This window comes from Roseivirga seohaensis subsp. aquiponti, from assembly GCF_001267955.1.
In the GTDB taxonomy this organism is placed as follows: Bacteria; Bacteroidota; Bacteroidia; order Cytophagales; family Cyclobacteriaceae; genus Roseivirga; species Roseivirga seohaensis.
Genome location: NZ_JSVA01000003.1, coordinates 187,619 through 211,119, shown reverse-complemented (window position 1 = coordinate 211,119; position 23,501 = coordinate 187,619). Strand labels below are relative to the sequence as shown.

General features: G+C 38.2%; 16 protein-coding genes. 9 read left to right on the top strand and 7 right to left on the bottom strand.

The window, feature by feature from the left end; translation table 11 throughout:
• Positions 1-77: 77 nt before the first annotated feature.
• The 3 genes from OB69_RS02260 to OB69_RS02250 all read left to right on the top strand — a co-directional run bounded on the left by OB69_RS02260 (position 78) and on the right by OB69_RS02250 (position 2,802).
• Positions 78-773, top strand: coding sequence for an aspartate/glutamate racemase family protein (locus OB69_RS02260; RefSeq protein WP_053222070.1), 696 nt, complete (start codon positions 78-80; stop codon positions 771-773).
• Positions 774-977: 204 nt separating this feature from the next.
• Positions 978-1,874, top strand: a complete 897-nt coding sequence (locus OB69_RS02255) for a helix-turn-helix transcriptional regulator (RefSeq protein ID WP_053222069.1) — start codon at positions 978-980, stop codon at positions 1,872-1,874.
• Between the two features lie 52 nt (positions 1,875-1,926).
• Positions 1,927-2,802, top strand: a complete 876-nt coding sequence (locus tag OB69_RS02250; RefSeq protein ID WP_053222068.1) for a hypothetical protein — start codon at positions 1,927-1,929, stop codon at positions 2,800-2,802.
• On the opposite strand, the gene OB69_RS02245 is transcribed toward OB69_RS02250, so the two are convergent.
• Positions 2,791-3,429 (bottom strand): hypothetical protein, encoded by a 639-nt coding sequence (locus OB69_RS02245; protein ID WP_053222067.1) that lies wholly within the window; start codon positions 3,427-3,429, stop codon positions 2,791-2,793. The genes OB69_RS02250 and OB69_RS02245 overlap by 12 nt on opposite strands.
• Before the next feature lie 83 nt (positions 3,430-3,512).
• Here OB69_RS02245 and OB69_RS02240 point away from each other — a divergent pair, with 83 nt between their 5' ends.
• On the top strand, positions 3,513-5,483 hold the full coding sequence (locus tag OB69_RS02240) for a hypothetical protein (RefSeq protein ID WP_053222066.1): 1,971 nt from the start codon (positions 3,513-3,515) through the stop codon (positions 5,481-5,483).
• A gap of 58 nt (positions 5,484-5,541) precedes the next feature.
• On the opposite strand, the gene OB69_RS02235 is transcribed toward OB69_RS02240, so the two are convergent.
• Complete coding sequence (locus OB69_RS02235; RefSeq protein ID WP_053222065.1) at positions 5,542-7,119, bottom strand: NAD(P)/FAD-dependent oxidoreductase; 1,578 nt, start codon at positions 7,117-7,119, stop codon at positions 5,542-5,544.
• A 146-nt stretch (positions 7,120-7,265) separates the two neighbouring features.
• Between OB69_RS02235 and OB69_RS02230 the strand changes: the two genes are divergently transcribed.
• Positions 7,266-8,453 carry a 6-bladed beta-propeller gene (locus tag OB69_RS02230; RefSeq protein WP_053222064.1) on the top strand — a complete coding sequence of 396 codons (1,188 nt, stop codon included), beginning with the start codon at positions 7,266-7,268 and terminating at the stop codon, positions 8,451-8,453.
• Between the two features lie 3 nt (positions 8,454-8,456).
• Here OB69_RS02230 and ppk2 (OB69_RS02225) read toward each other — a convergent pair whose 3' ends face one another.
• Both ppk2 (OB69_RS02225) and ppk2 (OB69_RS02220) read right to left on the bottom strand, forming a co-directional pair.
• The gene (gene ppk2 / locus OB69_RS02225; protein WP_053222063.1) at positions 8,457-9,239 is read right to left on the bottom strand and encodes a polyphosphate kinase 2; all 783 of its coding nucleotides are present in this window, start codon (positions 9,237-9,239) and stop codon (positions 8,457-8,459) included.
• Positions 9,239-10,138: a polyphosphate kinase 2 gene (gene ppk2, locus OB69_RS02220; protein WP_245620767.1), complete on the bottom strand. Its 900-nt coding sequence runs from the start codon at positions 10,136-10,138 to the stop codon at positions 9,239-9,241. The genes ppk2 (OB69_RS02225) and ppk2 (OB69_RS02220) overlap by 1 nt, the downstream gene beginning before the upstream one ends.
• A gap of 121 nt (positions 10,139-10,259) precedes the next feature.
• Between ppk2 (OB69_RS02220) and OB69_RS02215 the strand changes: the two genes are divergently transcribed.
• Positions 10,260-11,045 (top strand): hypothetical protein, encoded by a 786-nt coding sequence (locus OB69_RS02215; protein WP_053222062.1) that lies wholly within the window; start codon positions 10,260-10,262, stop codon positions 11,043-11,045.
• A gap of 5 nt (positions 11,046-11,050) precedes the next feature.
• Here the strand turns inward: OB69_RS02215 and OB69_RS02210 are convergent, their stop codons facing one another.
• Positions 11,051-12,085, bottom strand: a complete 1,035-nt coding sequence (locus tag OB69_RS02210) for a DUF1573 domain-containing protein (protein WP_053222061.1) — start codon at positions 12,083-12,085, stop codon at positions 11,051-11,053.
• 110 nt (positions 12,086-12,195) lie between these two features.
• Between OB69_RS02210 and trpS the strand changes: the two genes are divergently transcribed.
• Together trpS and OB69_RS02200 are read left to right on the top strand one after the other, a co-directional pair.
• Positions 12,196-13,164: a tryptophan--tRNA ligase gene (trpS, locus tag OB69_RS02205; RefSeq protein ID WP_053222060.1), complete on the top strand. Its 969-nt coding sequence runs from the start codon at positions 12,196-12,198 to the stop codon at positions 13,162-13,164.
• Between the two features lie 81 nt (positions 13,165-13,245).
• Positions 13,246-13,788 carry a hypothetical protein gene (locus OB69_RS02200; protein ID WP_053222059.1) on the top strand — a complete coding sequence of 181 codons (543 nt, stop codon included), beginning with the start codon at positions 13,246-13,248 and terminating at the stop codon, positions 13,786-13,788.
• A 15-nt stretch (positions 13,789-13,803) separates the two neighbouring features.
• On the opposite strand, the gene OB69_RS02195 is transcribed toward OB69_RS02200, so the two are convergent.
• Positions 13,804-17,676, bottom strand: coding sequence for a T9SS type A sorting domain-containing protein (locus OB69_RS02195; protein ID WP_053222058.1), 3,873 nt, complete (start codon positions 17,674-17,676; stop codon positions 13,804-13,806).
• Between the two features lie 207 nt (positions 17,677-17,883).
• Positions 17,884-21,027, bottom strand: coding sequence for a beta strand repeat-containing protein (locus tag OB69_RS02190; protein ID WP_053222057.1), 3,144 nt, complete (start codon positions 21,025-21,027; stop codon positions 17,884-17,886).
• Between the two features lie 403 nt (positions 21,028-21,430).
• Here OB69_RS02190 and OB69_RS02185 point away from each other — a divergent pair, with 403 nt between their 5' ends.
• Positions 21,431-23,464 carry a M3 family metallopeptidase gene (locus OB69_RS02185; protein WP_053222097.1) on the top strand — a complete coding sequence of 678 codons (2,034 nt, stop codon included), beginning with the start codon at positions 21,431-21,433 and terminating at the stop codon, positions 23,462-23,464.
• Positions 23,465-23,501: the final 37 nt, after the last annotated feature.

The following is a 23,501-nucleotide window of genomic DNA, read 5'->3' as shown; positions in this document are numbered from 1 at the left end:
ATCTAAATCCGGTAGCCTCGCTTACAGAACGTCTCTATCGTGTATTTTTTCCACCATTGAATTCACCAATAATAAAAATGAAAACACTAGGCTTAATCGGGGGAACTTCTTGGCATTCCACAGTAGAGTATTATCGAGATATTAATCAGGCGGTGAACGAGCACTTTGGCGATAATACCAACCCTCCTTTGGTGCTTTACAATCTGAATCAATCTTTAATTCACCAATACCAACGAGAAGGTAATTGGGCAACAATTGCTGATATGATTATTGATGCAGGTAAACGACTTCAACTTGCAGGAGCAGAAGCGCTTATGTGCTGCGCAAATACACCTCATAAAGTATTCGATACCGTAAACGAAACTCTTGAAGTCCCAATGCTGCATATTGCTGATGCCACAGCCCAAGCCATTAAAACAAAAGGCATTAACAAAGTCTGTTTTATTGGAACGAAGATCACCATGGAAGAGGATTTTATTACCGGTAGAATTGGACAGTCTGGTATTGAAGTACTCGTTCCTGAAATGCCAGAAGTGATTGAAGAACTGCATCGGATTATCCAGAAAGAACTGACTTTTGGTCGGATCGAGGAATCGTCTAAGCAATACGTATTAGATACCATTAACAGAATGATTGGAAAGGGTGCTAAAGGTGTTATTCTAGGTTGTACAGAATTTCCCCTAATGATTTCTGAAAGTGACCTGAACGTTCCTATTTTTAATACTACTTTGATCCACGCTAAAGCAGCGGTGGAGTTTATACTTGTTGAATAATTAAACCACATAAAGTTAACTGGAAACAGCTTAACTGATTAGGTGATTAGTTACAGCCATAAGTCCGTTTTCTTTCCCTGAGTGAAGCGAAGGGTCTATCAACCATTGCTGTCCCAGCATTTGCGATACTTAAATTTCATTCAAAAAAACTAATATTAAAACCTTAGCGACATTATTTGTCGTAGCAGAAAGTTATCTTCGCTTATGGCGAATAGCAAACAACTCAGAGGTTATTATCTCATTTACCAATGTATAATTCATCAACGTTTTCCTTCCAAAAACAAGATTCTCGAATTTCTTGAAGAACACGATATAAAGATTGATGAGAGAACCCTTGACCGTTATATCAACGCGCTTAGGTACAGTTTCAAACTGTGGCCAGAATACGATTCAAAGGCGAAAGGATATTATTTTAAAAGTGAAGATCTAAAAGAAGCCAGTGGCGTACTCCGTTTCTTAGAACTCTCCTATCTCAGTGATAACTTAAACGACCCTAAGTTTGCTAAATACATCTCCTATGCGGAAGTGGATTTACTAAAAGGTGTTGAACAGGTGCCTAAAATCCTCAATGCCATTGACGAGAGTAAATTAATTAGTTTCAAGCATGAAAACTATCAGGCAGGTACTGTGAAAGAAACGCTCTTAGAGCCATACTTGATCCGAGAGTACTTAAACAGATGGTATGTAATAGGCTACAAGCAAGATACTCAAGAACTAAGAACTTACGGAATTGATAGAATTTCAAACCTCACTCAAACAGCAACTCCATTTAAGAAAAGTAAAAAAGTTAACCTCAATGCTCTTTTCGAAAGCGTAATTGGAGTTGTTTATAACCCGAATAAACTGATCAAACTGGAGTTTAAAGTACCCATGAGCCAAAAAAAGTACATGGACTCTCTCCCTCTCCATAAATCACAAACTCATCTATTTGACGAGGATGGATATGCCCACTACCAAATGGAAGTTGTTCACAACTATGAACTAGAGCAAAAACTCTTAATGCATTCTATCTTCTTAACCGTCACTGGCCCTGATCAATTTGTAGACTATATGGCAAGTAAAATTATGGAGATTAATACACGATACAACCCTATAAAGTGAGTTGACAAACCTTCAAAGTAACTACTATTAAGAACAATGAATCACGAAAAAAATGAATAAAATAGATACTTTCAACGAACTTGTTAAGTGGTCAATACAAAAACAGTTATGCACAACTATTCAGCGCTTAACTGAGCAAAAGATCAAGGAAACTCCAGTTTTCAAAAAGCTGTTCAAGTCCGATAATGAAGATGAAAAATTTAAAATATGGAAAGACAACTTCATTAGTTTGGATAGCAATTCTCAAAAACTATTTGCCAACCCTTTATTCATAGGTTACGGAAACCCTAAAGCAGACTTACTTATAGTGGGTAAAGAAAAAGGATTTGACATTAAACCAGTTAAAAATGAAGATATAGACGCTCTGAAATATGATTGGCTTGAATTTCAGTTCCTTAAAGAGTCTATCTTGAACAACTTTTATTGGACACAAAAGACAGAGGGTAAAAACTTTTCAGTGAGGAAGCCATACGGTGGAATACAGGACGATTTTCGTGGAGGTCATACATGGAGGCTTTACAGAAAATTAATTTCCTCCATGCTACATGAACCTATGATATTGGAGAGCCGAAATGAATTCTTTAATCATTGCTTTATAACTGAATTCAATTATCTACCTTCTCAATACAGTCTCGGAAATGCAGTGATCGATCCAGTCCGAAAAGAATTCTTCATGAATGATTACTTCAAAACATTCTCCAAAGTCCTGTTGACTTATCGAGCATATGATGCTATTAAGAAAAATCAAGGCTTGACAGAAAAAATCTATGACGTCCAATTTGTAGAAACAGCCAAGGTTGGTAAACAGACATACCTCAAGTTTAAGTCACGCGATAACAAAAGAACTGTAATACTCACCAACCAACTAAGCGGTTCTGCTGGTTGGAGTGAAGAGGAGTTGAAAGAGTTAAATTTACTACTCTACTGAATCTAAGTTAAAGAGATACTCATGATCTTTAGACAGCTCATCTCTCCATTTTTTTATAGAGAAATAGGCACTAGGATGCTTAATAAATAAGCACTGTATGGTATCTCCTTCAATATTCAATTCTACTTTTTTGAACCAATTAGATCCTACTTTTGAAATATAGCGCAACTTCCCATGTTCAACTCTTCCTTCATTTCTTAATGCCTTTTCCATTCTATTGGAAGCAGAGTTTCCAAGAAATAAGCAGACCTTAGGCTTTAACTCGACCAAGACATCAATTAGAGTTACCCAGGCATTATCAAAGTCACTTTTACTTGGCTTTTCCTTTATTGCGTCACGCATTGGGCGTTGAATAAAATTATAAAAAGCAACCTCAGACCAGAACTTGTTGGTGTTACTTTCTGCCCCGAGAAATAGCTTATTGATATTTTGAAAAAATGGAGACTTTGTTTTCCATTGCTTTATCGCAAGTTCATCTACAACTTTCTGCGTAAACTCTTTGCTGTTTGCACTGACTTGTGACTCTTTGGTGTCGTATATATAATGACTTTCACCTATTAAAAGCATCTTTTTTTCACTGTTTTGATAGTTCTTTCCAACAAATGGTTTCCATTTTAAATTACTCATATCTGTTTTTTTACAATTATAACTTTACTATCACGTCACCCCCTGTCGTACCCCTCCTATCATCTTTGAAGAAAAAGATGAACATGGATAAAGAAACAAAAAAAGCACTAGTATTCAAGACCGGCCTACTCGAAAAAGCAAAAGAGACATTAAAGCAGGAGTTTATTGGGCTGGATAAAATCATAGATCAACTGGTCTCTTATATTTCCTCTTGGTATTTGTTTCCTCAATTACAAGAACGTCCGCTGATTATTAACCTCTGGGGCATGACGGGAGTTGGCAAATCTGCCTTAGTAAAAAGGTTGATTGAATTAATCCAGTTTGAAAACATTCGTTATTACTTCGACCTGGGCGAAGTGAAAGGTGACAAACTCAATATCTTCAATCAGCTAAGAGACTTAAGTAATGTGTCAGCAGACCAGCCTTCGGTAATCGTTTTTGATGAATTTCAGTTGGCTCGAACCATCTCTGAAACCAACGAAGAGCTTATTGAGCCTAACAATCGAATTATATGGAAACTTCTAGATGTGGGTAAGTTCGAAATAGACAATGCTTCACAATTTAAGCTACTCAAATTGTCAGAAGAGATCACTACGATAGAGTTTTTGATTAAAAAAGGTGTCAGAGCTAAAAACGGTAAAGTGACCGAACAACTCGCGTTTTTTCAGAAAGTGCACAATCAAAATCAGCCTGACAGATACGCAAAAGAAGACGATGAAAAGCTGATGAATGATCTTCTTATTCACCCTTCCACCTATTTAGAAATCTGGAACTGTAGACTAATGGGTTTTAGAGATCCATTTGAAATTGAAGAATACTTGCTTTCATTAAACGAAATGGAAACTCTGGCCTTTTTAAAACGAGTACTGAACGAGTACACCACCCCTACCACAATCGACTGCTCAAAGGCCTTGATTTTCAACATTGGAAACCTCAACAGTTTGTACCCGATGAGTAGTAATTACTCTATCGACCTTTCGGCTGATGAGTTTTATAAGCAATCGCTAAAGATTGACTTGTCGGATGTCAAAAAGAAGTTAAGCGGGCTTTTCAGGCATGAACAAGTGGCGCGGCTAGGTAACAACCACATCATTTATCCATCCATCAACGAAACACAATACCTACAATTCATTGAGAAGAAGCTCGAACTTTTGTCAAAAACTATCAAGTCCGCTACTGGCTTTAGATTAACCTTTGAAGACACTTTTAAATCTTACCTCTATAATTTGGCTGTAATTCCTTCTTTGGGTTATCGACCTGTTTTGTCAAGTATTGATACCGAAGTGCAAGCCCATTTAGGTAAAATGGTGCAAACGGTACTCAAACAAAAGCTCGACATAGATGAGGTATGTTTTTGGATCAATAATGATCAAATCATTGGCACCTTTAAAAAAGCAGATGAGAAAATCTACAGTCTACTGCTCAAGATGAACCCTACCAGAAAAATAGACAAGCGAAATGATGCTGACATCATCACTAGTTTGCACGAATCTGGCCACATTTTGGTCAGTTTAATGCTTGAAGGCAAAGTGCCCGAACAGGTAGTATGTAAATCAAGAGATCAGCAATTATTAGGCTTTGTCTACTATACCAAAGAAGACGAAATTTTAAACAGAAAGAACCTCAGGGCGAAGCTTGCTGGTTATTTGGGAGGAAGAGCTGCTGAAGAAATTGTTTTCGGAAAAGAATATATCACTTCCGGAGCGTATCAAGATTTAAAAGAAGCTACCAAACTAGCCTCTAAAGCTATTAAAGTATATGGCTTGGGGCAGCATATTGGATCATATAGCAATGCACAACCCAACGATCAAGAAATCCAGTATCAGGGCTTGGAAAGTCAAATACAGCATGAAATAGATGAAGCTTATGCACTTGCGCTAGAGACGCTACGAAACAATAAGAAATGGCTCAAAAAACTAAGCATGAAATTACTTTTGCTTCAAAAAGTTAATCAAACCCAGCTCCTCAAGGTTTTTGAAGAGATTGGCATCAAGCCAAAAGACTATGAGTCTACATTTAACTATACTTGGGAGTTTATGAGAATGAAAACGTAATTATAAAAGAACAAAGTAGTTTTTGGGAGTGTCCATATCTACATGAGACACTCTGCAACTATTTTCTTTTCAAAGTCGCCACTAAACCTTCAGCACATTTCTCACCATCCATAGCGGCTGAAACAATTCCACCAGCAAAACCTGCTCCTTCCCCACAAGGAAATAAGCCTTTGATTTCCACATGTTCTAAGCTCTCTTTATCCCTTGGAATTCTTACAGGTGAAGAAGTTCGGCTCTCTACTCCCACTATTTGCGCTTCGTTAGTGTAATAGCCCTTCATTTTCTTGGCGTAGCCTTTAAAAGCGTCTCTCAATCTCAAATGAATCGACTCTGGCAATACTTCACGCATATCTACAGAAAGTAAGCCCGGCTGATAGGAAGTGTCATTCAAAGAAGATGAAACTCTGCCATTGACAAAGTCAGTCATGCGCTGCGCAGGAGCCGCTTGAGTACCTCCAGCAATCTGGCAAGCACGTTGTTCAATTTCTCTCTGAAACTCCATTCCAGCCAAAGCACCAAATTTGGAATACGCGGTAAGGTCTTCTAATTCAACTGCCGAAACAATACCAGAATTAGCGAAGGCTGAATCCCTTCTTGAAGGACTCATTCCGTTTACAACCACTTCGCCCGGAGCAGTAGCCGCAGGCACAATAAAACCTCCTGGACACATGCAGAAGCTAAATACACCTCTTTGTTTGCCTTCATAGTAAGTCTGATGAACGAGTGCGTAAGATGACGCTGGCAAAAACTCACCCCTATCAGTATCGCAATGGTATTGAATCTTGTCGATCAACGATTGCGGATGCTCAATTCTTACACCCAAAGCGAAAGGTTTCGCTTCAATCACTACCTTATTCTTCTGTAGTAAATGAAAAATATCTCGAGCGGAATGGCCAGTTGCTAGAATCACGCCCAAGCCTTCTACTTTAGAGCCATCTGCCAAAACCACTCCCGTCATTCTTTTTTCCTTGATAATGAAGTCAGCCACTTTGGTATCGAAATGAATTTCTCCACCTGCATTTAAAATACTCTGTCTGATTTCTTGCACCACTTTAGGTAACTTGTTGGTACCAATGTGCGGATGTGCATCTACCAAAATATCTTCAGTAGCACCATGCGCAACTAAAATCTCTAAGGTTCTGAGAATGTCACCACGTTTTTTTGAACGGGTATAAAGCTTACCGTCAGAAAAAGTACCTGCTCCCCCTTCTCCAAAACAGTAGTTGGATTCAGGATTCACAACATGCTCTTTGTTGATGGCAGCAAGGTCGCGTCTCCTTTTCTGCACATCGCTACCTCGTTCAATAACAATGGGTTTGTAGCCCAATTCGATTAAACGCAATGCGGCAAACATTCCAGCGGGCCCAAAACCTACAATAATGACTGGTTCGGCATTGGTGACTACTGTATAATCTCTTTTGTAGGAAATAACAGGTGGAAGCTCCTCATTAATAAAAACTTGCGCTTCAATATTCACCTTTACATTTCGAGAACGTGCATCGATGGAGCGTTTTAAAGCCCGCACCTGAGCACTTTTAGGGTTGGTAATATTGGCCCTTTTCAGGATGATGGCCTCAAATAATTCTGGAGTGAAGGCTTCTTCGGGGCGAAGCGTAGTTTTTATAGACTTTTGCATGGCGTAGAGTATTTATCTCTAAAGTGAATGTTCTTTGATTTCCTGCAAATTTAGATTCAAAACATCAACAAACCTATTGCCCCACAACATGGCTAGAGGTACGCATTTAGGTAGAATACAAAAATATATTTGCTAAGTTTATAATTATGAAATCAACCAAAAAAGCACTTCTAATTTCAAAATTAATCATCACAATTATTTTTCTCACTTCATCTTGTGGAGCTAATTCTGAAAAGCAGAACTCTGATTCTAGTTTAGAAGACGTTGATGTGATTTCTATTGCAGAAATTACACCAAGCAAATTGTCGGATGTAGTTGATGACATTGGCTATACTGCGTTGAAATATCATCCAGAACATCGTGCCTACCGAATTGACAAGGTTTTAATTGAGGACGGATTGATTTATATCTTTGATTACTACTCCGGTCGATCGCTCTCTGTTTATGATTTAAAAGGCAACTTTCAATTTGCCATTACTAAACCAGGGGAAGGGCCAGACCAATACCTATCAGTCCAAGATTTCTTAATAGACAAAGGCAAGATTGAAGTGCTGGATACTAGAGGGAAATTAGTTTTTTACGATAATCAAGGCGCTTTTGAGAGAAGTGAAAAATTACCTTTCTCTGCACGAGCATTTTTAAAAACAAGTAATGATTACTTATTCCAAACGGGTAAAATACCAAACGAACTAGGTGAAAATGGAAAACCTTGTGAAGTGGTTCAATATAATTTAGAGACCAAAAAAACAGACTGTCAGCTAGAAATTCATAATGGCAAAAACCCGCACTCTTTCAAGGAAAGAAATATTTTGAAAAACATAGGAGGCATAACTTATTATAGCACATATTTTAATGACACCATCTATAGAAAACAAGGGGACAAATTCACTCCACGGTTTATAATGAAATTCTCTTCGAACGCTCTACCCACTGAAACCCTTGACTCTAACCAACCTATTTCAGACTTTACAGAAACTCTTAAAGACAAAGTATACCATAATCCAGACCTGCAAGGGAACTCCGAGTTCTTAATAACACGATTTAAATCGAGTGGAAATAGCTATTTAATCAACAATGACAAAGAAGGTAAATCATCAATTATAAAGTCAACTGCCAAAAATGATGTTGATGGTGGTTTACCTCTCTACTGGATTCACTCCGTCAACAAGGATAATCTTATAATGATCATTGACTCCCAATACGTTATGGAAAGAGCCAACAAACTGCAACAAGAAAAAAGTGAATTCAATGAAAAAGAACGAGCCTTTTTGGATTTCGCTAGCAACCTAAGTATTGAAGACCCATTGGTAATGATTGCATACCACCTCAAGTAAGGGCTATTTATATGGCACTTTCTCTAAAATATGTCTAATAACCTGAATTCTTGCTGAAGTCTTTTTATTCGCTTTCAACACAATCCAAGGGTTATTTTTCGTGTTTGTTTCTGCAAACATTCTCACTCTATACTCTGTGTAAGAATCCCATAGTTCTTGCGCCATTTCATCTACTGGCGACATCTTCCAGCGCTTTAGTGGGTTTTCCAGAATAGCCTTAAACCTAGCCGCTTGTTCTTTCTTTGTAATCGAGAAATAGAACTTCAACAGAATGATGCCATCATTGGTCAACATAGTCTCAAAGTTATTGACCTCGCGCATAAATCGTTCATATTCTTCATTGGTGCAGAAACCATTAACTGGCTCTACCACAGCCCTATTATACCAACTTCTGTCAAAAAACACGATTTCTCCTGGGTTTGGTAAACGGGAAATATAACGTTGGAAATACCACTGTCCACGCTCTTCTTCAGTAGGCTTTGGCAAGGCTACTACACGATAATTTCTTGGGTTCAAATGGTGAGTTACTCTTCTAATCGCCCCACCCTTTCCTGCTGAATCTCTTCCTTCAAACAGCAAACAAATTCGCTTTCCTTCATTAATGGCCCATTGCTGAAGTTTGATAAGTTCTACCTGAAACTCTTCGAGGCGCTTCTCATATTTCACATAACGCAAAACCTTTTCGGGATTGATATTATTCTTGTCTTTTAGCAATAGCTTAATCGCCTTATTGCTATTCAAGAGTTTCAGTTCCTTATCAGTAAAGTTGTATTTTAATTCAGACATTATATCAAATGATAAATTGATCGGTGGAAACGCATTACAATGTTTGGGTCGGGCAATACCACAACATCTGCCTCTTTTTTACCAGGGTACTCAAACTTAGAAAGTACATGGCGGATGCTTTCTAAACGGGCTTGTTTTTTAGTGTTAGTTTTTATGATAACCCAAGGGCTGAAACTGTTATGCGTTTGGGCAAACATTTGCTCTTTGTAATAGGTATATCTTTCCCACATTTCTTGTCCCTTTTCATCCACAGGACTTAGTTTCCATTGTTTCAAGGGATTGGCTCGTCTATCATTAAAGCGTTTGACTTGCTCATCTTTACCTATTGAAAACCAAAATTTTATTATATGAACACCATCTTCAAAAAGCATATGCTCAAACTCTGGAACCTGACGCATAAAACGCTGATACTGATCTTCGTCACAAAACCCCATAACAGGCTCTACCACAGCTCTGTTATACCAACTACGATCGAAAAAAACCATTTCACCAGCATAAGGAAGTTCCTTAATGTATCTTCTAAAATACCATTGCCCCTTTTCTAAATCTGTAGGCTTATTCAGCGCTACTACGCGCATAGATCGCGGGTTTAGGTGCTCGGTAAATCGCTTAATGGTTCCACCCTTTCCTGCTGCATCGCGCCCTTCAAAAATTACAGCGACTCTTTGTTTAGTTTCAGCAATCCAGTGCTGAAGTTTAACCAATTCTATCTGGAGCTTTTCAAGCTGTCTTTCATATTCGAGGTTATACAAAGCTTTCGAGTAATCTCTACCCTTTTCTTGAAGTAAACGCTCTAAATCGGCTCCATTCTTAATATTCGAGAAATCTCGATTATCAAGCATTTGGTCTTTGGTTAACTTATTTTGAACAGAATCATCTGTTATTAAAAATTCGCTCATAATTCGAATTGATTTCTGGCGTTAAAATAATCAAAATGGTTACACCCTTTGCATTAAGCAGCATCAATTCTGTGGAATTAAAAAAAAATATGCCCTACCTTCGCAAACACAATAAATCTATATGAAACGCTACTTATCAATTTTCACACTGTTACTTCTTTCATTTTCAGTTGTTGGCCAAGACATTCTTACAAAACATACAGGCGAAACCTTAACTGGCGATGTTCAATTATTATCTAATTCTGATGGAATGCCTTACGCTGTTGTAAAAAATGGTAAGGACAAGGAGACCATTAAGCTTTTCGACATCCAGAACATTTCAATGGAAGAGTTTGGGCTAATTAAACCTATGAAAATTGGTGAGCAATATCATTTCGGATTACTTGTTTCTGAAGACTACTTAAGCGTTTACAAATATTCTAATTCTAATAGAATGGATGATTTTGGTATGGTGGCTTTACAGAAATTTGGCGCACCAGCATTTGCACTACCCGGCATAATGGGTTTCAGAAAGCTAATGGCAGATTACCTTTCAGACTGTAAAGAAGTATCTGATAAAATTGAGGAGAAAGAATTTACCAGAAAGGATATAGATCAAATTGTTGCGGATTATAATGGCTGTATTGCGCTAAAAAACTCAATCAAAGAACAACCCGCTTCTTACTACCAGTCTGTTGCTCCTAAAATAGCAGCCTCTAAACAAAGCATGTTAGAAGACTTTGAAACATTACTTAAGTATTCTGAAAAAGTGGAAAATAAAGAAAGTGCCACAGAGATGTTTTCGGATTTGAGCTCTAAACTTAAAAAAGGAGAAAAAGTACCTGATTACCTGATTAATGCATTAAAAGGTGCCATCAAAAATGACAACAAACTTGTTGAGCTGCTAAACAAAATTATTGAGGAATAGCAGTATTATTTCACATGTGCTCTAAAAGTAATGACCGCAGTAGGTTTTCTGGGGTCGTTACTAAAAATAGCTAGTGTTTTTCTTTCGAAGCCTAATCTGTCAGTCGCATCAAAGGTAACTTGCATTTCTACAGATTCGCCAGGAGCTATAGCAGCCCTTTTTACATCATACAACAAACATGAGCAATTGCTTTCTATTTTTAAAAGCTCCAATGGCTCATTTCCTCGATTTGAAAGTGTAATATTCACCGACTTTTTAGTGTTTGGCGCCATCACTTTAAAGTCATGGTCTAAATCACTTATTGCCAAATATGGCGAGTCGGCAGTATAGTCCGAAGGTTTCTGTTCAAGGGTAAACTGCACTGGAATTGAAAATACCAGCGAATCATTTTTATCTTTTACTTGAACAATCTCTTTTGTAAAGCCTGGTACTAATAAAGAATCTGTTTTTAAAACAATATTCATTTTAGTGAAGCTATTGTGAGGCACTTCATTAGGTTGAAAACTTACATCGTAATAAGATGAAATGCTGGTTGCTCTCAAATCCAATGGTTCACCTCCGAAATTGTACAGGATCATTTCCGCGCTTAAATCATCTCCAATAAAGCCCGACTTGAAGTTAACTAACTGATATTTAGATCGAAATGGCCAAAACACATTACGATAAGCTTTAAATACATCTATCACTGGGGTTAAAATTCTTCCTTGAAAAACATATTCTTTTATAATAATCTCAGATGAGTCTAAAACTCTAACCCCTATTTCAAAACCTCCTACATAGCCTTCTGTCAGAATGGTAAAAGGAATATCTACGGTTTCTCTTGGGTGCACTTTCAAGTTCTCCTTTTCCAGTTTTAACCTTTCAGCGCCAGACCAAAACCCGATCATCACTGTATCTTCAGAGGTGTTTTCCCAAGAAAAATTTCCATAAAAAGTCCCTACTTCTCCATCAATCACTCCTACATTAATCACTTCAGGCTTTTGAGCAAAACCGTAAGAAGTAATACAAATCAAAAAAAGGAAGCTGAAGAATTTGGTCATAAGGTATTGACGACAGGAATGTATTTTTAATATGTTCACAAGCAAAAATAACAAGGCAATGCTTGAATCGACCAGTCAATAATCATTTATTTGTGACAAATATTAAATCCATGGCAAGAATCTTAACTGGTATACAAAGTTCAGGCAAACCACACTTGGGAAATTTATTAGGTGCTATTATTCCAGCAATCGAATTATCAAAGGATCCTAAAAACGATTCGTTCTTCTTTATTGCTGATTTACACTCACTTACCACCATTAAAGACCCACAAACAAGAATAGACAATACCAATGCTGTGGCAGCCGCGTGGTTGGCTTTTGGTTTCGATACAGAAAAAAACACCTTTTACCGTCAATCAAGAGTTCCAGAAGTTTGCGAACTCACATGGTACTTAAGCTGCATGACGCCCTACCCTATGCTGGCCAATGCACATTCATTTAAAGATAAATCGGACAGACTTTCAGATGTAAACGCTGGGCTTTTCACTTACCCTGTATTAATGGCCTGCGATATTTTACTTTACGATGCCGCCTATGTTCCTGTAGGAAAAGACCAAAGACAGCACTTAGAAATGGCACGTGATATGGCCAATACTTTCAATAATCAATACGGAGAAATATTTAAAATTCCAGAAGCCAAGATTAACGAAAAAGTAATGACCATTCCTGGTACGGATGGCCAAAAAATGAGTAAATCTTATGGAAACACCATTGATATTTTTCAGCCCGACAAGGCCCTTAAGAAGAATATTATGCAAATCGTTACCGATAGTGCTCCGCTTGAGGCTCCTAAAAACCCCGACACTGACAACACATTTGCCATCTATTCATTAATAGCTTCTGAAGCTCAAACCCAAGAAATGAGAGCAAATTATGAAGGCGGAAATTATGGCTATGGACATGCTAAAATTGCGCTTTATGAGCTAATTTTAGAAAAATACGCCAAGGAAAGAGAAATCTTCAATTACTACATGAATAACCTTGACGAACTGAACAAGAAATTAGAAGCCGGTGAAGAAAAAGCCAGAGTAGTAGCTAGAGAAGTTCTTGCTAGGGCCAAGAAAGCCATTGGTTTTTGAACCAAATGATAAAATTCTTGCTTAATTAAAGACCAAAGTCAGTCACATGTCGTTTAGTTAATTGGTTAAAAAATAAGGATTATGAAAAAGGCATTTCTAAGTAGTTTGATTTTATCCACTCTTCTATTCGTTAGCTCGTGTAACGATTCTGGAAATGAGCTTTCTGAATTTACGGGTAACCAAATGGAAATGACCTTAATCCCTGGTTCCGTTGAAGGAAATACGACCTCAGGCACTTTATCAATAAAAGAACGGAATGATGGAAAAGCTCAAATAGAAATCACTCTAAACGATGTGATTTCAGGTGCTGAACATCCAGTTCATCTCCATTTTGGGAGCTTAAGTGATAATGGAGATGTAGCCACTTACCTTACCACTTTAAAAGAGGTGAATGGAATTGGTAAAAGTGTTACCATTTTGGAATCGTTAGATAACAACACTACCATTGACTATAATGACTTTTTGGACTTTAATGGCAGTATTAAAATCCACTTTGAAGCTTCAGGACCGTTGGAAAACGAAATTTTGGGCTCAACTAACATTGGACTGAATGTAGATCAAAATCAAGCCTATTTAAACGGAACTAAAAGTATAACCGTTTGTAATTCTAACTTCGGAAACTAACCCACTGCGATTCGTTTATCGAACAATAAACTTCTTTGTTTCTACGCTGCCTAAATGGCTAACTGTTAAGAAATAAATTCCAGCCGATAGTAAGCTAGTCTCTTCTACTTCTTCCTGTTCTGGTGAAAGGGTTTTATTTAAAAGCATTTCTCCTTTAATATCTCTAATCATTAGTTTAGGAAGCTCTAAGGCATTCTGAGACCAAACTCTAAGTTTTTCACCTGTCGTAATTACGTTTCCTTTTAGGCCAAAACTGAAAGTGTTAACCCCTTCATAAACCACACTGATAACTTCTGAATACTCAAATTGCCCGTTAAAATCAGTTTGCTTAAGCCTATAGTATGATCTGCCCAAAACCGGATTCAAATCTGATATGCTGTATGACCTTGTAGCGGTGGTTGTGCCTGCTCCTTCTACAAATAAAACTGGCGTAAATTCTTTACCGTCTGAAGATCGCTCAACGGTGAAAAGTTGATTATTTTCTTCGATGGCGGTTACCCATTTCAAATTGACAGCGCCCTTGGATGGAAAAGCATTGAAAGAAAGTAATACAATTGGCAAACGTTCGGTGGTATTATCCATAGCATATAAATCGCCAAAGCCTGCTACATTGCTCACCGTTACCGTATTGTTGGTTGGGTTTACAGTTCCGCCTACAAACCAGTCTAGAGTGCCTCCTGCAATTGTTCGGTAAGCTACCCCAACCATATTACTCTCTGTGGTTTGAGTAAAGTCTGATGCATCGTAAATAAAACTAGCATTGTATACCGGGTTGGTAATGTTATTGCCTGAAACTGTCCAATACAAGTCTATATAGTCTGTTGCCGCAGTACCATCATCATCACCCGCTGGTGAATCGCCAGTATTATCTCTATCACGGTTAGGGTGCGCTGAATCTGTTATACTAAAATCAATTGAAGCACCACCGCCTATTGTGGCAGATGTTAGTGTAAGGGTTATCGGAGAATACTGATCGCCTCCAATTGGAACGAAAAATGTACCCAAAGCTGAAAGGCCATACCTAAGTACTCCTCCTGCATTATCTTGAATATAACTGATTGAATTTCCACCAGTAATTGTCGCCCCTGGAGACATAATTATATTCTGACCTCCCATAATAATATCTCCTGCTGTCATGGTCAACTGATTGTCGATAGTGATGTCTGCAGTAGTTGTAACATCCTGTCCATCAGCCTTATTTATAACCAAATTGTAATAATTATTCCCTGCATCTGTGGTTTGTTGAATTTCCTGATTGCTCACAGTACGATTGTAGGTAACCGTATTGCCCACAGCCGAAGCAGTAAAAGAGCTTATGGTAAAGTTTGCATTTGAACCACCATAAAGCATCGATCCATTCGCTCCATTGATAAATGCCCCAGTTCCACCTAGTGCATCAGATATATCTACTCCGCCAGAGTTTGTGTTGGTATAGCTTGCAGGTGCGTCAATTAAAAAGTCAGACATAGTATTCATTGCTCCTGTTCCGGAAATAGTTCCTGTTGCACTGGTCAGTGTATATACACAACCTGCTCCGTTACAGCCTGTAAAAGTGCCGTCATTTGATAAATTACCCGAGATAGTTGGTGAATAAGGGGCTGTAACCAACCAAGATCCATTTGAGTTTACATCAATATTATTGAAGTTGTAAGATCCTGCCGCTCCATCAATAGTAAAACTACCATTGTCAACAGTAATTGTGCCGGTAGAAGTAATAGAGGTATTGGCCAAAGTCATTGCTCCACCTGTAGCAATATCCATATTTACGAAGGTCAAAGTACCTGTATTGGAGTCAACAGTCCCTCCATTAACCTCAAAGTCTCCAGCAATACTGACGGTTGTGCCAAGTTGATTAAATGCACCACTATTTACAGTTAATCCTCCAGCAGCATTTGTAAGTGTTAAGGTTCCTGCTCTTAAGTCAACGGTGCCTGTTGCTAAGGTCATATCGGTAGCATCTATGGTTGAAGCTGTTGTTTCATTCAAATCCATAGCTCCACCTGTAATCGTTATATCACCAGAAATATTCATATCCCCATCGTTATGGTCATATTCACCTGATGACATAAGTAAATCGCCTGAAATATTAATTGTAGCTGTGTTATCATTAAATAACAATTCACCACCAGCAATAGTCAAGTCATTGGTTACATTCAACGTATTTCCACCATTCATTATAAGTCTTCCTGAATTTATGGTTATTCCACCTGTGGGATTGGTGACATTCATTGTGCCTGCCCTTAGCTGAACATCTCCTGTAGCGATATCCATGTCTGTGGCATCCAAAGTCCCTCCATCTAAAAAAGCCGACCCATTGGTTAAATTGAAATCTCCTGATACGTTTACGTCACCATCATTTTGATCATAAATACCAGTTGCTGAAGTGGTTATATCACCCGTTACATCCAAAATGACTGTGGCATTATTTGGTCTAAAAATCCCTCCAGAAATCGCTATCGAACCAGCCGAAACATCGGCTCCAGAATTAAGAATTGTAGTACCACTTTGTACGGCAATTTGACCTGCAACATCTAATGCGCTCAATATAGCCACGTTGTTCGCATCACTATCTATGGTCAATCCGCCAGCAGCGTTAGAAATAGTCATTGTACCACTGCTAAGTGTTACTGCAGCAGCAGTAATGGTCATATCTGTGGCGTCTAATGTAGAGGTTCCAGATTCAGAAATAATCATTGTTCCACCCGTCAGAATTATGTCTCCTGTTACATTTACATCTCCTTCATTTTGGTCGTAGTTACCATCTGACATCAAGAGGTTTCCTCCAATATTTACAGTATTGTTGGTTGAAAAAGGCGAGAATTCAGCATTAGCACCAGCAATACTTAAATCACCTGTAACGGCCAAGGTTCTATTATCTCGCACCCTCATTTCTCCAGAATTTATGGCCAAGTTATTTTCAACCGACACATCGTTATTTAGTACTTGAAGCAAAACGCCATTATCCATGTTGACTACTAAATCATAAAATGGAAAAGTAATATCAAGTGTTTCATTGGCGGTTCCTTGGTAGGTAAAAGAGCTTCCTGGGTTATTTAGATCCCAGTTATCCAATGTGAAATTTGCACCACCGGCATGGGTATTTACTGTAATAGAGCCGTCATTAATCAAAGTACCTGAGCCTACTATGTCGTCAGTCATCACCAAAGTACCATCGTTTGTTATGGTTACTGGATCATTAATTACAAGCCTAGTCAATGTATTTGTGCCCGTACCACCAATACTCTCTCCATCTCCATTAAGAACATAATTACAACCATCCACGGTTGAGCATGGTGTCATAGCATTTCCGCTATTATTCAAAATAGAACCGCTAAATGTAAAGTTTTGGGTAGAGTTATTGGTCCAAGTACCGCTTCCATTTATAGTTACATCTGTAAAAAGGTTATTTGAAGCTTGGGCCGTTGTGAACTCTAATAAGCCACTGAGTACCGTTGGACCATTTGCTGTAATTCTGACGGCAATTACTTCGAGGTGACTAGAAGCATTTACTGTAGAACTGCCAGTTATTACGATACGATGATTATTGGAAGAACCAGATAATCTAGCACGAGTTCCAGATGTTGAATTGGCAACAAAGTTACCTCGTACATTTAACCTTCCTGTACCTGCCGTATATGCTAACGTACCTCTATCAATAGTGAGATTGTTACAGTTTTGGGTGGTAGTGGTAGCAATGTTTATGGTGTGCCCCGTTTGAATGGTAACATTGTCGTTACTATCAGGAATACCATCAGCGTCTGATCCACTGACTAAAAGCCAACTTCCAGGGGCAGTCCAGTTGCCTGAAGCAACATTGCTCTGAAAATTAGCTTGAGCACTACAAATAACAGTACACACAAAAAATGTGAATGTAAAAATAAACTTCACAGCAGTTTCGGTATTTAATCTAAATGGTTAATTCAGCACTAGTGCTAGGAAATAATAGTCGTCTAATAAGCTCAAAAGTGAGTAGTGCGGTGAAAGACGCATTGAGTTTACTAAGACAATCGAGGTTCTCAGCGTAAAAGAACAAAAAATATTCGGACTTTCTAAACAGAGAATTACCAAAAAAGTTAGTCTAGAGGTCTTTGTTAACTAGTTAATTAACACCTTCAGCGACTCTGTAAAGCTTCCGTTTACCACTTTCAAAATATAGACGCCTGATTTTAAAGTATTTGGAATTTGAAACTTTATATGCCCATCTTCTCCCTTTTCAGTAATCTCTAGAATTTCAGAAGAATTAAGAGATATCAAGGTCAAAACAACAATCTCATTGCCGATTTGTGCATGTTGAATATTAAGGTCATTGCCTCGGTAAACAGCATTAGGGTACACTCTTAATTCAGAACTTTTTTCAAAGACATTAGTATTCATTACACTAACCACCTCTGAATATTCAAAAGCCCCATTAAAATCTGTCTGTTTTAATCGATAGTAATTTCTACCAGTAATAGGTAAATCATCAAATGCGGTATAAGTGTTGGTTTCTTTACTTGTTCCTTTACCCGAAATAAATAGGATAGGCTCAAAATCAAGTCCATTTTGAGAACGCTCTATGGTAAAGAAATCATTGTTCAATTCTGACGCGGTAGACCATGACAATTGAACCTTAGCTTTTTTAACTTCGGCAGTAAATGATAACAATACAATTGGCAAACGACTATCGGTATTGTCCATCGCATACATATCGCCAAATCCATCGCCACTGTTTAACGATACCGTATTAGTTGTGGGATTAACTGTTCCGGCTTCTGTCCAATCTAAAACTGGCCCCATTCCACCAGTTCTAGTTCGTCTGAGTGCAGCCACCATATCCGATTCTGTACCTGTTACATCTGCATCTACATATTGATAGGTAGCGCTAAAGGATGGGTTTGCAATGTCATTGCCAGTCACAGTCCAGTATCTACTCAAATAGGCTACTGCTGTGGTTCCGTCATCGTCTCCTCCAGAAGCAGTATTGTCTGTGTTTCTATTTGGATGGTTGGCATCTGTGACGCTAAAATTTACATAAGGGTTAGCACCAAGAGTACCTCCATTTAAGGTGAAATTAGTAATAGGTGAGAAATCGTTATCGTCTCCCATAGGAAGATACACCGATTGACCCGTTGCCGAAAAATACTTTCGAATTACGCCCGAGCTATTCTGTCTAATATATTCTGTAGCATTTCCTCCAGTAACGCTTGCTCCAGCAGCTAATTCTAGGTTGTAAGTATTCAACACTGGATCGCCCGCAATGATATTTAAAGTGCCATTTACACGTACATTATTTACCAACTGAAGTCGCTGATAGTCTCCCGTTCCAGTAAAATCTAAAGTCACATTATAGTAATCATTATTAGCGCTGCTTGTTGCCCTCCATCTCTGACTCGATGAAGCAGCACCATATACTACTGTATTTCCAGTAGCTGAGGCCGTAAAATTTGAAATGGTGAAATTTGAACCAGCACTATTATCACCCTGATACCTCAAAGTGGCTCCTGCCCCATTAATAAATGTTCCAGAACCGTTTAAAGTACCCCCTACCGTTAAATCCGTATTGTTTGTATAACTGGCCGGACTGTTAATTAGAATATCTCGAAGTGAAAGGTTTCCAGAACCGTTCAAACTACCCGAAGTACTTGACAATGTGTAAATACTACTTCCATAACTAGGACTAGTGAAAGACCCATTGTTGGTTATATTTCCTGAAACTGTAAAATTATTGGGTTGAGTAACTGCCCAAGAGCCACCAGAATTCACCAAAATTGAATTAAAACTCTTAGAGCTACCAGATGAATTAAAAGTTATTGTGCCGTTTATCGTGGTTGTTCCTGTTACAGTAGTTGTAATATTCCCTAGTACAAGCTCTTTGCCTGCTGCTACGTTTATTGACCCTGCTGAAAAATTACCTCGGCTAAGGTTTGTAGTGCCACTCACCAAAGAAAACTCACCTCCAACAGATAGTGTAGCTGCTGCATTATTGACAATTAAGTTACTTGTTCCGTTCAGGGTGTAATTTCCTGTTGTAGTAATAGTACCGCTACTAAAAGTAATGGCTGCATTATTCATGGTGAAAGAGCCTGCATCTAAGGTAGAAGAGGCACCACTGAACAAAAACTCTGTACCAGAAATATCTACGTTACCCGTAACATTCACATCTCCATTGTTGTGATCGTATTGACCACCAGTGCCAACAAAGTCTCCTCCAATATTCACAATTGCAGATGCATTATCTGGTGTAAATTCCCCATCTTCAATTATTAAATCATTCCCTATGGTTAGTGTAACCGCATTTACTTGAAGAATACCATCTTGAATAGTAAGGTCATTCAAAACAGACAAGCTACTACCAAAGCTTAAACTACCACTAGACTTGTTAAGAACGAGGTTATAATAGTTACCAGAGAACGATGTGGGACTTCCAAAACCTGTATACGTTATAGTATTGCCAGTGGCAGAAGCGTTGAATGTGCTTACTGTAAAAGGTCCTCCGTTCTGTAACTCAAGGTTTCCGCCAGCTCCGTTGGTAAAGCTACCCGTACCAGACATGTCATTCCTAACCACCAAATTTCCATTATTTGTATAATTGGCTGGAGAGTTAAAAACCACCTTATACATACTCATTGGGTTTGCTCCTCCAATCGTGCCTGTGGCACTTACAAATCGAAACTCGGTTTGATCGTTGGCGGTAAAGGTTCCATTATTTGTCACATTACCACTAAAAGTATAGAGGTCCTGACCACTTACTGTCATCGTAGCACCACTATTAATGATAAGGTTTCCAAAGTTTCGCGGTTTAGCGCTATAACCAGTAATAGCTAAGGTTCCGTTAACCGTAGTTGTGCCTTGAATTTCAAATTTAACGGCCCCAACTGAAAGCGTATTACCACTACTTACAGTTAAGTTACCCAATACATTAAATACATGTGAGTTACTATAGCCTGTAATTGACGAACTGGCCGTCATAGTTACATTTCCATTAAGCGTAAGTGTTCTATTACTATTAAAGGCAATGGTTCCTCCATTAAAAACGAGATTATTTCCAGCTTCATTACCGGAAATAGTAATAGTATGCCCAGATTGAATAATAACATTATCATCATCATCAGGTACTTCATTAGCATCAGAACCACTGACTAAAGTCCATGTAGATTTGGATTTCCATTGTCCAGAACTATTGGAAACAAAGTTTCCTTGTGCGGCCAGATAAAAAGGGAATAAGAAAAGAAGGTAAAAGGCGAAAGTAAAAAACCTCATTAAAGATTATTGGTTAGCGTTTTCAAGATTACACATACGGCTTAATCAGTAAGACTGGATTCAGTTTAATTGAAAATAATTTTTCCGTGTGAAACGCATTTTTTTGTGTTTGAAAAACTGAATTACTCCCATATTAGTTCGCACCCTACCTGTTATTAATTATTTATTTTTATTTTGTTTTTCAACATGAAAACACCGGCAAAAAAACACACTCGTAATAGCACGATATAATTCAACTCAGCAGTAAAATACAGACAGTATTCATTATAAAAACACTCAACCACTTGTTCAAATACAATTCCTCAACTAAGTCGATTCTCTTAAAACTTTTTAAAGAATAAGAAACCGCTTCTATTTTGAGTTGGTTAATATTGCAGTGTTCAAACAGATAAAAAGAATTCAGATGAATCCCCTTATTGAAAATAATAACAACCCATTTCAGACACCATATTTTTCACGAATCAAAAACGAACATTATCAGCCCGCAATTGAAGCCTTAATTAATCAAGCAAAGATTGAAGTTGAGAATATCAATAAGCTCGGTGAAACGCCTAATTTTAAGAATACGGTAGAAACCCTAGAGTTTTCGGGAAAGCAGCTGGATAGAGCTTCTTCTATCTTTTTCAACTTGAATTCAGCTGAAACCAATGAAGAAATGCAGGCAATTGCCAGAGAAATCTCTCCGCTGCTTACTGAGTTCTCTAACGACATCCTTTTAAATGAGGAGCTCTTCAAAAAAGTAAAGTTTGTTTATGAGAATGAAGACAGAACAAAACTTACTGCGGAACAAAACACCTTGCTTGATAAAACTTATAAAGGGTTTGTAAGAAACGGAGCCTTATTGAATGATGATCAAAAACAAAAACTCCGCAATATTGATGTTGAACTTTCGAAACTTTCCTTACAGTTTGGCGACCATGTATTGGCTGAAACCAATAAATATGCATTGGTAATTGATAACGAAGACGACCTTAAAGGTTTACCAGATTACGCCATTGAACAAGCAGCTCAAGATGCCATCGATAAGGGGCATGAAGGCAAATGGGTGATTACGCTTGATTACCCAAGTTATGTTCCATTCATGACCTATGCTGCAAACCGAGCACTGCGAAAAGAGTTAAGCATAGCTTTTTCATCAAAAGCCTTTAAAGGCGATGAGCTAGATAACCAAGAAACCGTAAAGGCAATTGTAAAACTCAGAAACGAACGCGCTAAACTACTTGGTTATAAAACTCATGCCGACTTTGTTTTGGAAGAGCGCATGGCTGAGTCGCCTAAAAAAGTGCTCGATTTCTTAGATGAAATTCAGAAACATGGAATTGAAGCAGCTAAAAATGATGTAAAAGAAGTAGAAGACTTTGCCAAGAAACTAGATGGCATAGATAAATTAGAACGCTGGGATTTCGGTTACTATTCCGAAAAGCTCAAAATGGAAAAATACAGCATTGATGATGAAATGCTAAAACCATACTTCAAGCTTGAAAACGTAGTTGATGGAGTTTTCCAAACTGCACAAAAGCTCTATGGCTTGACATTCAAGAAGAATGATGAAATTGAAGTATACCACCCTGATGTTACAGCCTATGAAGTAAAAAACGAAAAAGGTGAGCACATGGCAATTTTCTATGCCGATTTCTTTCCACGACCAGGCAAACGCGCTGGCGCTTGGATGACACTTTTCGCTGGGCAATACAAAGATGAAAAAGGCGATCACCGCCCCTTGGTTTCAAACGTTTGCAACTTTACTAAGCCAGGAAAAAGTAAACCTTCCCTCCTCACTTTTAACGAAGTAACTACGCTTTTCCATGAATTTGGTCATGCGTTGCATGGAATGCTTTCCAATGTTCAATATGAAAGCCTATCGGGGCCAAGTGTTTACTGGGACTTCGTTGAACTTCCTTCTCAAATTCTAGAAAACTGGTGTTATGAAAAGGAATGCTTAGACCTTTTCGCGAAGCATTACGAAACAGGAGAAACCATTCCTGAGTCACTAGTTGAAAAAATTAAGGAAAGCGCCAATTTCTTGGAAGGATACCAAACCATGCGTCAGTTAGGTTTTGGTAAACTAGATATGGCTTGGCACGGGCAAGACAATTCAAGCGTTACCAGCGTATCTGATTTTGAAAGAGATATTTTAAAAAATACCGAGGTGCTCGCTCCCATTGACGGAACTAATATGAGCTGCTCGTTCTCTCATATTTTCCAAGGCGGGTATTCGGCTGGCTATTACAGTTATAAATGGGCCGAAGTTTTAGACGCAGATGCTTTTGAGTATTTCAAAGAGAATGGAATTTTCAATAAAGAAATAGCCAACAAGTTTAAGGACAACATTTTATCTAAGGGAGGTTCGGAGCACCCAATGACTCTGTACAAAAGATTCAGAGGCAAAGAACCAGATGTTAAGGCCCTATTAAGAAGAGCTGGTTTACTTAAATAAGACACTTTTCTCACTTATTGATGAAGAAAAATAGGCA

Coding starts and splice junctions, on each gene's coding strand:
- ppk2 (WP_053222063.1), bottom strand. CDS start 9,239: ATGTCTGAATTAAAATACAACTTTACTGATAAGGAACTGAAACTCTTG.
- OB69_RS02245 (WP_053222067.1), bottom strand. CDS start 3,429: ATGAGTAATTTAAAATGGAAACCATTTGTTGGAAAGAACTATCAAAAC.
- OB69_RS02255 (WP_053222069.1), top strand. CDS start 978: ATGGCGAATAGCAAACAACTCAGAGGTTATTATCTCATTTACCAATGT.
- OB69_RS02210 (WP_053222061.1), bottom strand. CDS start 12,085: ATGACCAAATTCTTCAGCTTCCTTTTTTTGATTTGTATTACTTCTTAC.
- OB69_RS02190 (WP_053222057.1), bottom strand. CDS start 21,027: ATGAGGTTTTTTACTTTCGCCTTTTACCTTCTTTTCTTATTCCCTTTT.
- trpS (WP_053222060.1), top strand. CDS start 12,196: ATGGCAAGAATCTTAACTGGTATACAAAGTTCAGGCAAACCACACTTG.
- OB69_RS02230 (WP_053222064.1), top strand. CDS start 7,266: ATGAAATCAACCAAAAAAGCACTTCTAATTTCAAAATTAATCATCACA.
- OB69_RS02235 (WP_053222065.1), bottom strand. CDS start 7,119: ATGCAAAAGTCTATAAAAACTACGCTTCGCCCCGAAGAAGCCTTCACT.
- ppk2 (WP_245620767.1), bottom strand. CDS start 10,138: ATGAGCGAATTTTTAATAACAGATGATTCTGTTCAAAATAAGTTAACC.
- OB69_RS02250 (WP_053222068.1), top strand. CDS start 1,927: ATGAATAAAATAGATACTTTCAACGAACTTGTTAAGTGGTCAATACAA.
- OB69_RS02185 (WP_053222097.1), top strand. CDS start 21,431: ATGAATCCCCTTATTGAAAATAATAACAACCCATTTCAGACACCATAT.
- OB69_RS02260 (WP_053222070.1), top strand. CDS start 78: ATGAAAACACTAGGCTTAATCGGGGGAACTTCTTGGCATTCCACAGTA.
- OB69_RS02240 (WP_053222066.1), top strand. CDS start 3,513: ATGGATAAAGAAACAAAAAAAGCACTAGTATTCAAGACCGGCCTACTC.
- OB69_RS02215 (WP_053222062.1), top strand. CDS start 10,260: ATGAAACGCTACTTATCAATTTTCACACTGTTACTTCTTTCATTTTCA.
- OB69_RS02200 (WP_053222059.1), top strand. CDS start 13,246: ATGAAAAAGGCATTTCTAAGTAGTTTGATTTTATCCACTCTTCTATTC.